The sequence below is a fragment of the Enterococcus phoeniculicola ATCC BAA-412 genome (genome assembly GCF_000407505.1).
GTDB lineage: Bacteria > Bacillota > Bacilli > Lactobacillales > Enterococcaceae > Enterococcus_K > Enterococcus_K phoeniculicola.
Genome location: NZ_ASWE01000002.1, coordinates 61,130 through 75,725 on the forward strand (window position 1 = coordinate 61,130; position 14,596 = coordinate 75,725).

The window sequence follows — 14,596 nt, forward strand, 5'->3', positions numbered from 1 at the left end:
TTTCATAAGTAAATAAATAGAAAGGAAACAAAAGGAGAGAGGAAATCTTGTTTTTAGCAAAAGAGAACCGGTATGAAGAAATGCTATACAACCGCGTGGGAAATTCAGGGTTGAAGCTGCCTGCAATTTCACTTGGTTTATGGCACAATTTTGGGGATGTAGACTCCTTACAAAATCAAAGAGAAATTATTCACGGTGCATTTGACATGGGAATCACTCATTTTGATTTAGCAAATAACTATGGTCCTCCAGCAGGGTCAGCGGAAATTAATTTTGGAAGAATTCTTCATGAAGACTTAAAAGGATACCGAGATGAGCTGATTATTTCTTCAAAGGCAGGCTATTATATGTGGCCTGGACCGTATGGTGAGTGGGGCTCAAAGAAAAATATTGTAGCTAGCTGTGATCAAAGTTTAAGACGGATGAACTTAGACTACGTAGATATCTTTTATCATCATCGTCCAGACTTTGAAACACCATTAGAAGAAACAGCTCAGGCATTAGATTTACTTGTTCGACAAGGAAAAGCGTTATATATTGGTATCTCAAATTATGATGCAACACGGACAAAAGAGATTGCCCAGCTATTTAAACAATTGGGCACACCTTTCATTATTCATCAGCCAAACTATAATATGTTTGATCGCTGGATTGAAGACGGACTATTAGATGTTTTAGAAGAAGAACAGCTAGGTGCGATAGTCTTTAGTCCGCTTGCTCAAGGTCTATTAACAAATCGTTATCTTAATGGTGTACCAGAGGATTCACGAGCGCATCGTTCGGACAGTCCATTTCTATCTGAGGACAACGTTGAGAAAACAATCGCTATTGTTCGTAAGCTGAATGCAATTGCTGGTGAAAGAAACCAAACACTCGCTGAAATGGCCTTATCTTGGAATTTACGTCAAAAACAAATTGCCAGTGTACTGGTGGGGGCTAGTCGACTTACTCAACTGCAAGATAATGTTGCAGCGTTGAAGAATACGCTATTTTCTTCTGACGAGTTAGCAGCAATAGACAACCTATTGAAGCAGACGAGAAAGGAGTAGCCCATGACGATGATTCAATTTGATAAAAAAACGCAAACATTTCATTTAAGTAATGAGACAATCAGCTATATTTTAGGAATTGAAGAAGGAAATACACTCGCACATCTTTATTTTGGAAAAAAAATCACTCGTTACCATGGAAATTTTCGCTATCCGCGACTTGATCGCTCGTTTTCTCCTAATTTACCCAATGCAAGTGATCGCTCGTTTTCCTTGGATACCGTACTTCAAGAGTATTCTGGATTTGGTGCAGGGGATTTTCGGTTACCTGCACACCAACTCCGTCAAAGTGATGGAACCATCGTAACCAATTTCCAAGTGAAAACTCATAAAATCGTTGCTGGAAAGCCTCGATTAGAAGGGCTCCCAGCAACCTATACACAAGCAGTTGAGGAAGCACAAACGTTGATTGTAGTAGTAGAGGATAGGTTTAGGGGCTTAGAAATTGAGCTATCCTACACTATTTTTGCCAATTATCCAGTGATTGCTCGAAATGCTCGTTTGATTAATCACGGGAAAGAAAAGGTGATCATTGAAAAACTTGCCAGTATGGCAGTCGATTTTCCTGCGGAGGCCTTTGAGCTGATCCACTTGAATGGAACTTGGGCGAAAGAGCGAATGATTACCCGAGAGCCTCTCCAAACGGGGATAAAGGTGCTAGATAGTAAGAGAGGCTCTAGCAGTCATCAGCAAAATCCATTTGTTGCCTTGGCTAAGCCTCATACAACAGAAGAGACAGGAGAGGTTTATGGATTTTGTCTGGTATACAGCGGCAGTCACGAAACAATGATTGAAAAAGATCCTTATGACCAGCTTCGCTTGACTATGGGTATCAACTCTTTTGATTTTCGATGGGTGCTAAATCCAACGGAACAGTTTCAAACACCGGAAGTAGTGATGAGCTTCTCTGATAAAGGATTAAATGAGCTTTCTCATTCTTATCATGAGTTGTTCAATCAACAATTAGTTCGTGGGAGCTTTCAGAAAAAAGAACGTCCAGTATTAATTAATAACTGGGAAGCCACATACTTTGATTTTAATGAAGAAAAACTGTTGGCTATAGTTGATGAAGCAAAAGAAATAGGAATCGAGCTGTTTGTACTTGATGATGGCTGGTTTGGCAAACGAGAATCAGATAACACTTCATTGGGAGATTGGTATGAGAATACTGGAAAAGTAAAAATGGGCTTGAAAAATCTGTCAAAAGAAGTCCATGCAAGAGGGTTACAGTTTGGTATTTGGTTTGAACCAGAGATGATTTCTGAGGATAGTGAGCTTTATCGAGCGCATCCAGATTGGGCGTTGCAGATTCCAGGTCGAGGAAAATCACTTGGACGAAGTCAGTATGTGTTAGATTTTTCTAGGGAAGAAGTTCGGGCACATATTTATCAGCAAATGAAGGCCTTTTTTGATGAGGTTCCTGTTGATTATGTGAAATGGGATATGAATCGGAATATGACAGAGGTTTATTCTGAAAAACTGACTGCAGAAGAACAAGGAAGTACGGCACATCGCTATATGCTAGGGTTGTACGAATTTATGGAAAAGCTTACTGCTGAATATCCAGCTATTTTGTTTGAAAGTTGTTCAGGTGGAGGCGGTCGTTTTGATGCGGGAATGCTTTATTACATGCCGCAAACTTGGACAAGTGATAATACAGATGCAATCGCAAGACTAAAAATTCAATACGGTACGAGTCTTGTCTATCCCGTTTCTTCTATGGGCTCACATGTTTCAGCAATACCTAATCATCAGACTTCTAGAAATACCAGCTTGGAAATTCGAGGGAATGTAGCGATGTCTGGCGTATTTGGCTACGAGCTGGACTTAAGTACGTTGTCAGAAAAAGAGAAACTGCAGATGAAACAACAGGTTGCCTTCTATAAAAAACATCGCAGTCTAATTCAGTATGGAACATTCACACGCCTGTTGAGTCCATTTGAAGGCAATGAAACCGCATGGATGTTTATTTCTAAAGATAAAAAAGAAGCACTGGTCTTTTATTATCGAGTACTTGTGGAGGCTTCCCGTCCGCTTGAATGCTTGAAATTACAAGGGCTTGATGAAATGAAAATCTATTCGATGAATGCTGATGCGATGTTTGGAGGCGATGAGCTAATGAATATCGGCTTTTACATTGATCCATCATTAAGTGGGGATTACGCCACACAGATGTTCCATCTAAAAGAAATTGAAGAACAATAAAAAATTATGAACGTCATATGATTCCAAGTGAGAGGGAGTTGCGGGGATTTTAGGAAAAAAGATATAAAAAACGATCAATATGTGACTGAACAGAGAGGTGGGGACAGACGCGTTCAGCTCCGAGAAATAAGAAGGAATTCCCGAAGATTGTTCCTCAAATCTTTGGGGATTTTGGATTATTTTCGAAGGAGTTGCTTCTGTTCCCGCCGTTTATTAAGAGTTGAAGGCTTCGAAAATAAGTCGAACACTTCTGTCCTAATCTCTGTTTGTCAGACACACTGACCGTTTTTTAACTTTCTTTTAATTCTTTTTCTATTTGTAATCGCTGAACCTTCATTGTTGCGGTATGAGGAATCTCCTCAAATTTACGAATGATAGGCTCATTTAGGCGTGGCAAATTATGCACTTGCTCCCACCAAGCTTCCCAGTTCATTTCATGAGTTGGAGAAACGGCAATAATTGGCTGCGGAGAGTTGTCTTTTCCTCGTACAATCACCACTTCTTCTAAAAATGGTAATTGATCAAGAAGATAATCTTCAATAGCAAGTGTGCTGTTAATGGTGTCAATCAAGTCTACTTGACGGTCTTTAAGGAACAGATGACCGTGCTCGTCAATCATTCCCCAATCACCGCTGTCCCACCATTCATCATAAACATTTTCAGTGAAGCGTGTATCTTCTTTATAGTAGGTCAACGCGCGTCCTTTTGAAAGAAAATGAATATGACCATCTGTATTTTCAGGGAGAGGTTGCCCGTCAGCATCAGCAATTCGTGCTTTCGTTAGCTCTTCAAGACCCACACCCATATCACGTGCGTTAGAGTCTTTTAAGGAGTCCAGCGTGTGTGCCTTCAATATCATAGGACCACATTCACTTTGGCCATATACCTGTAAAAAGATTGGTTCAGGCTGTTTTGTCGCAGTTAAGAAAGTAGCCATTGTCTGATTATTGATTGCATCAAAGGTTGAATGGTAGTATCGAATACTTGAAAAGGCTTCTGGATAATCTCTTGCTACTTGTGTCCATTGAACAAAATTGTTTGGATGAGTTTCCAAAGCAATCGGTGGATACTGTTTTAGCATACGAACTAAATGTGCACGAGTTGCTTTTGCAAGAGGCATCATAGGAAATCCCATAGCCATCAAAGAAGAAATACCAATATTAAAACGTGAGTGGACAGGAGAGATATGAAAAGCAACCAGTTTTAACTCAGCAATCTTTGTGAAAATAGTCTTTTGCCATTTTGTACGCCAGCCCATTGAGTTGGCAGAGTGGCAGATCAGTTTTGGAATACCTGTTGTCCCTGATGTATGTGTCATATACGCGATTTCGTCCAAATCTAAAGTGGCTTGGGCAACTGGCACAGCTGGCTGTAAAAGAAGGTCACGCACGGATAACTTTTTCTCAGGAGATAGGTTGCTAACAAGAGCCATTTTTTCTTCTGTTTCTTCATCGAACAGAATGTAAGGCTGTTCGAGACGATCAACAAATACTTCAATAGTTTCATAGGGCAAGTGATAGGACACCATAACAGGAACTGCTGCTAAATAAGAAGCTGCAACTGCTAATAAATAGGTGTCAAATTTCGGACTTTTGTAAAGAACAATTTTATCACCAGCTTTTACGCCCATTTGTGCAAGTTGATACGCACGTTGTAAAATTTCTTGGTGACTAAGTTCATATGTTGTTTCGTAGCCAAGTGTTGGAAATGCAGGGAGTAACTGATCTAAAATAATAGGAGTATCTGGTGTTGCTAGAGCAGCGTCGCGATAGTTACTGTACAAGTTCAGTGGTTGATAAGTCAAATCTGAAAGCATTTTCGCACATCCTTTTCATCGTTTGTTCAATCATTTTCAAACCCGTCAATATAATACCATAAAGAAAAGAATAATCTCAATTTTATATGAAAAAAAGTGCACAAGCAAAATAATCAATAAAAAATGAAGATAACCTGTATAATAATAACCACCTATATGAAAGGAGGCAATGATTATCAAAGACGGATTGTACTACGCGACGCAGTTTCAAACAATGAAAATGAGTGTGCCGGAATGGATAGACGAAAGAGACAGATGGTTTAAGCAAGTAAATCCTGAGATTAATGCATTTGTAGAGTGGCATCCTGAGGAAGCAAAAAAACAATACGAATCTAAAGGAGCAGCGACAGGTCCTTTTTTTGGTCTGCCTATCCCATTAAAAATGTTGGGACAAGACAAAAAAGGAATGAAATCAACATCGGGCTCTCGGCTGTTTCAAGAGAATCATGCGAACTTAACGGATAACTTTGTAAAGCATATAGAACGTGCAGGACTTATCCCATTAGGAAAAACAAATGCACCTGAGTTTGGCTTCAAAAATGTTTCTGATCCAGTTATTTATGGACCGGCTAGAAATCCTTGGAATCTAGACTATTCACCTGGGGGTTCTAGTGGTGGTGCAGCGGCAGCAGTTGCAAGTGGACTGTTTCCTATTGCAGGAGCTAGTGACGGTGGTGGTTCTATACGTATTCCAGCCTCCTTTAGCGGACTCATTGGATTAAAACCAACACGTGGAAGTATGCCAGTAGGCCCAAATGGATGGAGAGGATGGCAGGGTGCCTCTATTGATTTTGCGCTAACTGTATCTATGAGAGATACCCAAGCACTCTTTTATCATTTACGAGGGATTTCAAAAGCAGCACCTTACCAAGCGCCACAAGAAGAATGGCAACACCAAGCACCAGCAAATAAAAAGAAATTAAAAATTGCATTCTTGACAGAATCACCAGTTGGTACACCTGTATCCCACTCCTCGGTTAAAGCAGTTCAAGAAGCAGTAAGTCTTCTAGAAGAAAAAGGACACGAAGTGACTCAGATTCCCTATCCAGTAAATGGTCGCCAGTTGATTGACAGCTATTATTTGATGAATGGAGCGGAAACCGCAGCAATGTTTGAAGAAATTCAAAGAGGCTTGAAACGAACCCTAACAAAAGAAGATATGGAACCAATGACTTGGGGAATTTATCAATATGGTCGTCAATTGCCTGCTAGTTACTATGTTCAGTCCTTACAGATCTGGGACGAAGCAGCCTATCAAATGGAGCAATTATTTGAACAATATGATTTATTTTTAACGCCTACTGCAGCAGCAATTGCACCAAAAATCGATGAGGATTTGCAGAGTGATCAAATTCGTCTGGATTTAGCAAATGCAGAAGGTTTTTCTGTCAATAAATTAAGTGAATTAGTTTATGAGATGTTTGAAAAGAGCTTGGCGATTACGCCTTATACACAGCTGGCAAATTTGACAGGACAGCCTGCGATTAGTTTGCCAACGTATGTTTCAAAAGAGGGGCTACCAATCGGAATTCAATTTATGGCATCAAAAGGAAGAGAAGACTTGTTATTTCAAGTAGGAAAGTTGTTTGAGCAAGAAAAGAAATTTAAATTACCAAGTACTTATCATAAATTATAGGAGGAACACATGAAAAAGTTAGTAATGGGTTTTAGTGTGGTTGCTTTGACAGTTATTTTAGCGGCCTGTGGAGGGACAACAGACAACGCAAAGGAAACAAAAGATGAGAGCTGGACAAAAGTGGAAGAAGCAAAGAAATTAACAGTCGCAACTTCTGGTACACTATTTCCATCTTCTTATTATAATGATAAAAATGAATTGACTGGATACGATGTAGATGTAATTAAAGAAGTTGCTAAGCGTTTGGATCTTGAAGTGGAATTTAAAGAATATAATGTGGATGGGCAAATTACTTCTGTGGATAAAGGCGAATCAGATTTAGGTGCGAATGATTTTGGCTTATCTGGAGATAGAGGGAAAAAATTCATGCTTTCTTCACCTATCAAGTATTCATTTGACAGTATGATTGTTCGAAAAAGTGATGATTCAGGAATTTCATCATTAGAAGATTTAAAAGGGAAGAAAGCTGCTGGAGAACCAAATACAAATTACATGAAGATAGCAGAAAAGTATGGTGCAGAACTTGTCACATATGATAATGCAACGAATGACCAATATCTAACTGATGTTGCCAACGGTCGTACGGATGTTATTTTAAATGACTATTACCTACAAAAGATGTCTGTAGGTGCATTGCCGGATATTCCTGTAAAGATATTAGAGGATGTCTATTTTAATGCAAACCACACAGGATTTTTAATGAAAAAAGAGAGTGTCGCATTAAGTAAAAAGATTAATGAGGTCTTAAATAAAATGCAAGAAGATGGCACAATGGCTAAAATTTCTGAGACCTATTTTCAAACGGACGTTTCTGTTGAACCGAAAGAAAAGATTGAAGAAAGTGTTTCAGTAGAGTAAATGTATATACCAAAGATTGACTTTCAGTTGATGGTTGACTCTGTTCCATTTCTTCTTACTGGATTACCTTATACAATTGGCATTAGCTTAATTACGTTTGTGATGGGAAATGTCATCGGCATTTTGCTGACTGTCTTGGGAATGCTACCTTCAAGAATCATCAAAGGTGTGGTTCGTTTTTATATCTCATTTCTTCGAGGGGTACCGGGGCTGGTTTTATTATTTTTGTTGTATTTTGGTTTACCTTATCAGTTGAGCGCATTAACGGCTGCGTGTATCTGTTTTAGCTTAACCAGTAGTGCCTTTATTGCTGAAATCTATCGCGGTTCGATTGCTGGAGTTGATGCAGGGCAATGGGACGCGGCTTATGCTTTGGGGCTTCCATTTAGCAAAGTGATGAGGAAAATTATTCTTCCACAAGCTTTCCGAATTTCTGTTCCAGCGCTGGGAAATGTGGCGATGGATTTACTAAAAGGGACCTCGTTAGCCGCAATGATTACTATTCCAGATATTTTTCAAAAGGCAAAAATAGTAGGTGGGAGAACTTTTGATTACATGACAATGTATATTCTTGTTGCAATTATCTACTGGTTGCTTTGTGTAGCAATCGGTTGGGGACAAACGCAGCTGGAAAAATACTATGCTAATCGTTATCAGGTAAAACCTGAGGCAAGACTATAAAAAGAAGTGGGTAGGCTGTTTTTTCAGCTTACTCACTTCTTTTTATTGGATTTTTTATGGCTGTAAAGAAAAGTATCTATTTTTAAGGCTGAGCATTTCTAGATATATTCTCTTATTCACTAATAATCGCATCAATTCCACTAATTACTGCGTGACGAAATCCATTTTTTTCCAGCGCAGCAACCCCGCGAATGGTGGTTCCTCCTGGAGAAGTGACACCATCTTTTAATGCACCTGGATGTTTCCCTGATTCAAGAGCTAAACTAGCTGAGCCAATCAACATTTTTGCAATGACTTCATAGGAAAGGTCTCGTGGCATGCCGTGTAAAACTGCACCATCAGAGAGAGCTTCCATAAAAATGTCTACAAATGCTGGCCCACAGCCAGCGACGCTACTGATAATGTCAAGTCGTTCTTCAACTGTTTCAATGGTATCCCCCAAGTAGTGAAGGGCTTCTTTTATTGTGTCTTTTTGTGTGGCAGAGAGGACACTGGAATACGTAACGGCAGTCAATCCTTTTCCAATTTGAACGGGCGTGTTTGGAATTGCATGGGCTAAAGGATAGTCTTTTCCCATCACTTCCTGCATTTCTGATAAAGAAATTCCTGCGGCAACAGAGATAATTGGCTGCCTTTTTTTGAAATTTTCTTCTTTCAGCGATTTTAAGATGGGTATTACGACAGGTGTCCCTACAGCTATGAAGAGTAAGTCGCAATCGGCAAATTCTGTTAGGTTATCTGTCAATTGAAAGTTCAATTGTTTTTGCAAATTCTTTGCAGTGGATGCCCGTCCTCCTTTTACAAGAATCTCTTGAGGCTGCAGCTTTCCAGAGTGAAGCCAACCTTCAATCATTGCGCCACCCATTTGACCTGCACCAAAAATTCCTATATTCATCTTTTTCCTCCTCTATTTATGATAGATTAATCATAACGAAAAAGGCGGTGTTTGAAAAGAAGAAAGGTTTTTGAACGTCCGAATGATGTTTCATTCATTTTATTAAAAAAAGTCACCTCTAACAAACGACTTGATAGAGATGACTCAATTGGTTATTTATGAAGTGTATCTAAGAATTCTTTTATGGCTTGTTGTTGAAATTCCGCAGTGAAAGCTTGAACGGCCTCTTGCTGTTCTTTTTCTGAAAGAGTAGGGGAGGTTGTCAATAAAGCAGCTAGTTTTTCCTGTACGTACGCGGCAGCTTTTTTAGAGAGTTCTTCTTTATTCGCATTCATGTACTCGCCAAGAGCTTTCGCTTCGTCTGCACTAAGGACTTGCCATGTATCAGGTAGAGAAAATGTATTCGACTGATTGGCATATTTATGGTCGTTATCAGCTATTCCAAAAAGCAGCTGATAAAAATTACTTTCATAGACCCAATAAGTAGTTTCTTGAGTAAGACTGGCATCATCTTTCGATTGTACCACTTGGTTAGTCACCTGATCTGTTCCAGTTTTTTTGAGTTCTTCTGAATCACTGGTTCGATACAGATAAACCTTCTCTGCTCCATCCCCTAAAGGTTGATAGAGTAGGATAGGAAGCATTTCTTTATCTCCACTGGAAACTAGATCAATTTGTTTTTTCTCCACTGTTTTTTCCATCCCAAACTCATTGTGGTCATTTAAAACAACAAAAATCCCTGAAACAATAAACACCACTGCAAACAAGCACATAAGCAGTTTATGAAACAGTGTCTTTCCAAAAACATTTAATCCTGCAAAGCCAAGTACACCAATTACTAAACAGATAAGAATCATTTACTTGCTGCACCTCCTAAGGTTGGAATATCGGATTCTTTTTTCTTTAAGAAGAAAGTAATCAAAAAGCCGAGTACACCAAAGATCACTGCAACAAAGAACGCACCATGATAACCACTTAGCGTCGCGTCAATTGCTTGATCTTTATAAGCTAATGGAGAAGTTGCTTTCAATGCATCCGTTGGTAAATTTGATTTGGTTACATTGGTTAGCACACTAATCAGTACAGCTGTTCCAATAGAGCTTGCTATTTGACGGAAAGTATTATTTACGGCAGTTCCGTGACTGATAAGATTCATTGGTAAAGCATTCATCCCAGAAGTAGTAACAGGCATCATAACCATTGAAATCCCGAACATCCGAATTGCATATAAAACAACGATATAAATAATAGGCGTCGTACTTGTTAAAAATGCAAATGGAAGTGTTGCAACGGTTAAAATAAACATTCCTGTGATGGCAAGCTGTCTTGCCCCGATTTTATCAAAAATCCGACCAGTAATTGGCATCATCATTCCCATAATAACTGCGCCAGGCAAGAGCATTAAACCAGAATGAAAAGCAGATTCCCCTCGTATATTTTGAATATATAAAGGTAAAACCATCTCTGCACCTACCATAGCCATATTGGTTACACCACTTAAAATAGCAGCAATGGTAAAGGTAGGAGAGCTAAATACCCGCAGTTCCAAGAAAGGATGTTCTAAATGGAGCTGGCGACGTGCAAATAAAGCAATCACAAGTGCACCTACAAGTAAGAAACCTAAAACTAGAGGACTTCCCCAGCCTTTGTCTCCAACATTTGAAAATCCATAAAGTAAACTACCAAATCCGATTGTTGAAAGAATAGCTGAAAAAATATCAATGCTCGGATTGGATAACTGAATTACGCTTTTCATTAAAAAGGCAGCAAGCAGTAAAACAAATAGAACAATCGGAATAATCATTCCAAATAACTGACGCCAGCTATAAGAATCAATAATCCAACCAGATAACGTAGGACCTAAGGCAGGAGCTAATCCGATAACAATACCTGCAGTTCCCATTGCAGAGCCTCTTTTTTCAGGAGGGAAAATAGATAACATGATTGTTTGCAGTAAAGGCATAGAAACACCTACTCCTGCAGCCTGAACTAATCGTCCAGCAAGTAAGAAGCTAAAACTAGGTGCGGTATAACAGATAATGGTTCCTAATAAAAAGACCGTCATGGCTGTCATATAAAGCATTTTTGAGCTAAATTTATTAATTAGCCATGCACTGATTGGAATCATAATTCCATTTACAAGTAAAAATCCGGTTGTCAACCACTGAACACTAGATGCAGATACATCAAATTCTTTCATCAGGGTAGGCAAGGCAGTGGTTAATAATGTTTGGTTTAGCACAGTACAAAAGGTACCTACTAATAATACTAAGACGAGGAGCGTCCGATTATAGGGTTTGCCATGCATATCTAAAACGGGTTCTTTTGACAAAATAAGTTCGCCTCTTTCTGTAAATTTTCATAAAAATCATTTATTACTTTAATCCAATAAGTAAAATTTGTCAACTTACTTGACATAAATAGTAATTATATTACAATGAATGGTGAAAAGATTACAATCATAGGAAGGATTTGTGCACATGTGGGAGCAATTGTTTCGGTCGTTATTGCAACAAGACAATCTTTTAGTAGGAATCAGTGAGTTAAGTAAAATGGTTGATTTATCACCTAGGCAATTGAGATATTGGGAAGAAAAAGGCTTTATAACCTCTCATTCGGCTGAAAACAGTGCAAGGCGCTATCGTTTACCTATGGTTATTAAAGTGCAATTAATTAAACATTATTTAGATGAGGGCTATACATTAAGCACCTCTGCAAAAAAGGCGCAGGATCAAATGCTGGAAGTCAAACGAACGAAACGTATTCTCCTGAAAACCTTCAAACAAAAAATCCAATTAGCAGATAATCTTTTAGCCGTTGATATGGGTGATTTTGATGACACAGGTGCGCAGAGACTTTACATGATATTTAACGAGGAGACAGAAGACTCTAACTATGTGCTACTGAATAAAGGTCAGTCAATAATGGATCATTATAAAAAATAAGAACCAACTGAACCCGTGTTTTGAGAAATCTTTTTTACAGAGAAATAAAAAAATGAGGAATCACTCTTCTTTTGAAGAGGGCATTCCTCATTTTTTAGTCGGTTTTGTTTGAGAAGTCTTAATAAAAGTTGGAAAGAGCTGTACCTATTTAGCTTTCGGAGCCAAATATTTTTATTCCAACCTCAGAACTGAAAAATGTTATAAAATAGGAGAGAATAACCGTGAAATTTGTTGTTTAAAAATGAGCCACGCAGACATTTCTGCGACTATCTCAGGTGTCATCTCTTCACATTTAGTTAAATCATCTATAAATATTTGTTCCAGCTGTTGAATGATTTTTTTATCATAAAGTACGGCAGTTGCTTCAAAATTTAGTTTATAGCTGCGAATATCTTGATTGGCAGACCCAACCATACAGATTTCATCATCCATAATCAATGTTTTGGCATGTAAGAAGCCACCACGATAGACTTGAATTTCAATGTTTTCCTTTATGAGCTGTCGCGCATAATATTGTGTTGCCCGGTAGATAAACGGATGATCCGGTCTGTCTGGAATCATAATTTTTACTTCAACACCACTACCAGCAGCAATTTTTAGTGCAGCAATCACACTATCATCAGGAACAAGATAGGGTGTTTGAATCCAAACACGTTCTTTTGCCGAGGTAATTAATTTAATGAATGCTAGTTTAATTTGCTCTTTTTCGCTATTTGGTCCACTCGCTACTACCTGAATATCGGTAGAGCCTGTCGCTGATTGTTCATCGGTAAAGAAATAATCCAAATGATAACTCACTTGATTTTTCTCTGGCGCTGAAACGTTCCAATCCATTAAAAAGCGCATTTGTAAAAGAGAAGAAGCAGCTCCATGAATCCTCAAATGCGTATCACGCCAGTAGCCAAATCGTTTGGTTGTTTCAACATATTGATCTGCAATATTAAAGCCACCGATATAACTCGTATTTCCATCAATTACAACAATTTTTCGGTGATCATGATAATTTAATCGAAGTTTTAAAAGTGCTCGTTGAGAAGTAATAAACGTTTGCGCAAAGCCGCCATTTTGTATCAGTTGTGTAAAGTCTTTGGGTTTTGTTCCTCTTGATCCAAATGAATCATATAAAAGGCGAACCTCCACACCTTCTGCTGCTTTTTCCTCAAGAACCTTTAAAATTCTTTTGCCAGTTTTATCTGTTACAAAGGCGTAGTATTCAATATGAATAGATTTTTTTGCTTGTTTCAAGTCTTCAATCAGCGCAGTTAATTTTTCTTCTCCATCCGAGAAAATATCTACTTCATTTTTTCTGGTTAAAGGCATCCGATTCAAAAGAGAGAAAAAATCAACGAAAGGCTGTAGTTCAGTATTTTCTAGTTCTGAATCAAAGATACTAAGAGAATCTTCTTGAAGCTGAGCAAGGTTCTCTAACTCTTTCAAATCACTTTGCTGCAACCGATATTTTTTTTTGTCGCCCAAACCACGTCCAAAGAATAAATAAAGAAAGAAGCCAAATACAGGAAGCGCAATTAAAACCAGAAGCCACGCCCAAATGGCCGACACATCTCTAGGTTTCATAAGAATGGTGATGAGCGCAATGACCGCATTGAAGAAATAAATAAATGTAAGAATAGATAATAGCATGGGTTCCTCCTTCAGTTTTTCTCAGTCTATAGTATAGCACATAGGGGGATTCTGCTGGCAACTCATACGAACAAAAAGGTCAAAAACCAAGGAGATAGGCGGCATATAGACGAAAAAGTGAATAAAATATATCGTTTTAACGTGATTTTTTTATTTTCAGAAGTAAGAAATCCATTAAGATAAAATTGAACGTTTTGCTAAGCCTATATAGGGAAAGAACAAATCAATCGAATTTCATTTGACGGAATCAAAACTAGAGATGAAGGTATATCAGAGGCGTGTCTCAAGCGAAATATTCCATATGAAGTAAAGAGCCTGAACGCTATCTTTTTGGGTGGCATTCAGGCTCTGTGGGTAGCACTATTTTTCTTTTTCATCTAGATCATTAGTCTTTTTTATAAATCGTTGAAAATTAAAATGTTTTGAAGAGGGGGTAAACATGGTTAAAACGGCAGCTAATAATAAGATAGATACAGCAAGAAGTAAAGTCTGCAGACCATTGTCGTGAACGACTAGCAATTGTCGCAAAATAGCCGTCATACTAATCAGCACTAGATAGCGAACCGGAATATGATGATCTTCTTCAATGTATCTCATAAGCATCACAGCAAATTCAAATAGCATGAAGAAAGCAGTAATTTCTTGGATAAACAGCTCATAATTATCAGTAGAAACATCGTCGAAAATTAAACGCCCCACATCAATTAAATAGCGAAACATGTAGACAATAATAAAAACTGAGCCAATTCCTAAGATAATATCAATGACACGATTAATTATTTTTTTATAAGTTTCAAAGTTCATCAAAACACTCCTTGTCAATTTTTATGGATAAATGGGGATTTTTAACGTTTACTTTTTCAGTATAAA

Annotated in this window: 12 protein-coding genes; 6 read left to right on the top strand and 6 right to left on the bottom strand. The window is 38.2% G+C overall.

Annotated features, from left to right (window positions below; genetic code table 11):
- The first annotated feature begins 47 nt into the window (after positions 1-47).
- Together I589_RS07135 and I589_RS07140 are read left to right on the top strand one after the other, a co-directional pair.
- Positions 48-1,049, top strand: a complete 1,002-nt coding sequence (locus tag I589_RS07135; RefSeq protein WP_010768789.1) for an aldo/keto reductase — start codon at positions 48-50, stop codon at positions 1,047-1,049.
- Positions 1,050-1,058: 9 nt separating this feature from the next.
- Positions 1,059-3,254, top strand: coding sequence for an alpha-galactosidase (locus I589_RS07140; RefSeq protein ID WP_034685004.1), 2,196 nt, complete (start codon positions 1,059-1,061; stop codon positions 3,252-3,254).
- A gap of 289 nt (positions 3,255-3,543) precedes the next feature.
- On the opposite strand, the gene I589_RS07145 is transcribed toward I589_RS07140, so the two are convergent.
- On the bottom strand, positions 3,544-5,070 hold the full coding sequence (locus I589_RS07145) for an AMP-binding protein (RefSeq protein ID WP_010768787.1): 1,527 nt from the start codon (positions 5,068-5,070) through the stop codon (positions 3,544-3,546).
- A gap of 175 nt (positions 5,071-5,245) precedes the next feature.
- On the opposite strand from I589_RS07145, the gene I589_RS07150 reads away from it, so the two are divergent.
- The 3 genes from I589_RS07150 to I589_RS07160 are packed head-to-tail and all read left to right on the top strand — an operon-like array spanning position 5,246 to position 8,245.
- Complete coding sequence (locus I589_RS07150; protein ID WP_034685006.1) at positions 5,246-6,706, top strand: amidase; 1,461 nt, start codon at positions 5,246-5,248, stop codon at positions 6,704-6,706.
- A gap of 9 nt (positions 6,707-6,715) precedes the next feature.
- On the top strand, positions 6,716-7,564 hold the full coding sequence (locus tag I589_RS07155; protein ID WP_010768785.1) for a transporter substrate-binding domain-containing protein: 849 nt from the start codon (positions 6,716-6,718) through the stop codon (positions 7,562-7,564).
- A complete protein-coding gene (locus I589_RS07160; protein WP_010768784.1) occupies positions 7,565-8,245 on the top strand; it encodes an amino acid ABC transporter permease in 681 nt (226 codons plus the stop codon).
- Between the two features lie 112 nt (positions 8,246-8,357).
- Here I589_RS07160 and proC read toward each other — a convergent pair whose 3' ends face one another.
- From proC to I589_RS07175, 3 genes are all read right to left on the bottom strand, one after another.
- A complete protein-coding gene (gene proC, locus I589_RS07165; RefSeq protein WP_010768783.1) occupies positions 8,358-9,140 on the bottom strand; it encodes a pyrroline-5-carboxylate reductase in 783 nt (260 codons plus the stop codon).
- Between the two features lie 152 nt (positions 9,141-9,292).
- Positions 9,293-9,997: a DUF4811 domain-containing protein gene (locus I589_RS07170; RefSeq protein ID WP_010768782.1), complete on the bottom strand. Its 705-nt coding sequence runs from the start codon at positions 9,995-9,997 to the stop codon at positions 9,293-9,295.
- Complete coding sequence (locus tag I589_RS07175) at positions 9,994-11,448, bottom strand: MDR family MFS transporter (RefSeq protein WP_071875917.1); 1,455 nt, start codon at positions 11,446-11,448, stop codon at positions 9,994-9,996. The genes I589_RS07170 and I589_RS07175 overlap by 4 nt, the downstream gene beginning before the upstream one ends.
- Positions 11,449-11,620: 172 nt before the next feature.
- On the opposite strand from I589_RS07175, the gene I589_RS07180 reads away from it, so the two are divergent.
- Positions 11,621-12,085 (top strand): MerR family transcriptional regulator, encoded by a 465-nt coding sequence (locus I589_RS07180; RefSeq protein WP_010768780.1) that lies wholly within the window; start codon positions 11,621-11,623, stop codon positions 12,083-12,085.
- 198 nt (positions 12,086-12,283) lie between these two features.
- On the opposite strand, the gene cls is transcribed toward I589_RS07180, so the two are convergent.
- Together cls and psiE are read right to left on the bottom strand one after the other, a co-directional pair.
- Positions 12,284-13,726, bottom strand: coding sequence for a cardiolipin synthase (gene cls / locus I589_RS07185; protein ID WP_010768779.1), 1,443 nt, complete (start codon positions 13,724-13,726; stop codon positions 12,284-12,286).
- Between the two features lie 360 nt (positions 13,727-14,086).
- Positions 14,087-14,530 (bottom strand): phosphate-starvation-inducible protein PsiE, encoded by a 444-nt coding sequence (psiE, locus tag I589_RS07190; RefSeq protein WP_010768778.1) that lies wholly within the window; start codon positions 14,528-14,530, stop codon positions 14,087-14,089.
- Positions 14,531-14,596 lie beyond the last annotated feature (66 nt).

What these genes read in the sequence shown, in the direction of transcription:
- psiE (WP_010768778.1), bottom strand. Translation starts at nt 14,530, where the DNA reads ATGAACTTTGAAACTTATAAAAAAATAATTAATCGTGTCATTGATATT.
- I589_RS07155 (WP_010768785.1), top strand. Translation starts at nt 6,716, where the DNA reads ATGAAAAAGTTAGTAATGGGTTTTAGTGTGGTTGCTTTGACAGTTATT.
- I589_RS07140 (WP_034685004.1), top strand. Translation starts at nt 1,059, where the DNA reads ATGATTCAATTTGATAAAAAAACGCAAACATTTCATTTAAGTAATGAG.
- I589_RS07180 (WP_010768780.1), top strand. Translation starts at nt 11,621, where the DNA reads ATGTGGGAGCAATTGTTTCGGTCGTTATTGCAACAAGACAATCTTTTA.
- I589_RS07175 (WP_071875917.1), bottom strand. Translation starts at nt 11,448, where the DNA reads ATGCATGGCAAACCCTATAATCGGACGCTCCTCGTCTTAGTATTATTA.
- cls (WP_010768779.1), bottom strand. Translation starts at nt 13,726, where the DNA reads ATGCTATTATCTATTCTTACATTTATTTATTTCTTCAATGCGGTCATT.
- proC (WP_010768783.1), bottom strand. Translation starts at nt 9,140, where the DNA reads ATGAATATAGGAATTTTTGGTGCAGGTCAAATGGGTGGCGCAATGATT.
- I589_RS07170 (WP_010768782.1), bottom strand. Translation starts at nt 9,997, where the DNA reads ATGATTCTTATCTGTTTAGTAATTGGTGTACTTGGCTTTGCAGGATTA.
- I589_RS07145 (WP_010768787.1), bottom strand. Translation starts at nt 5,070, where the DNA reads ATGCTTTCAGATTTGACTTATCAACCACTGAACTTGTACAGTAACTAT.
- I589_RS07160 (WP_010768784.1), top strand. Translation starts at nt 7,565, where the DNA reads ATGTATATACCAAAGATTGACTTTCAGTTGATGGTTGACTCTGTTCCA.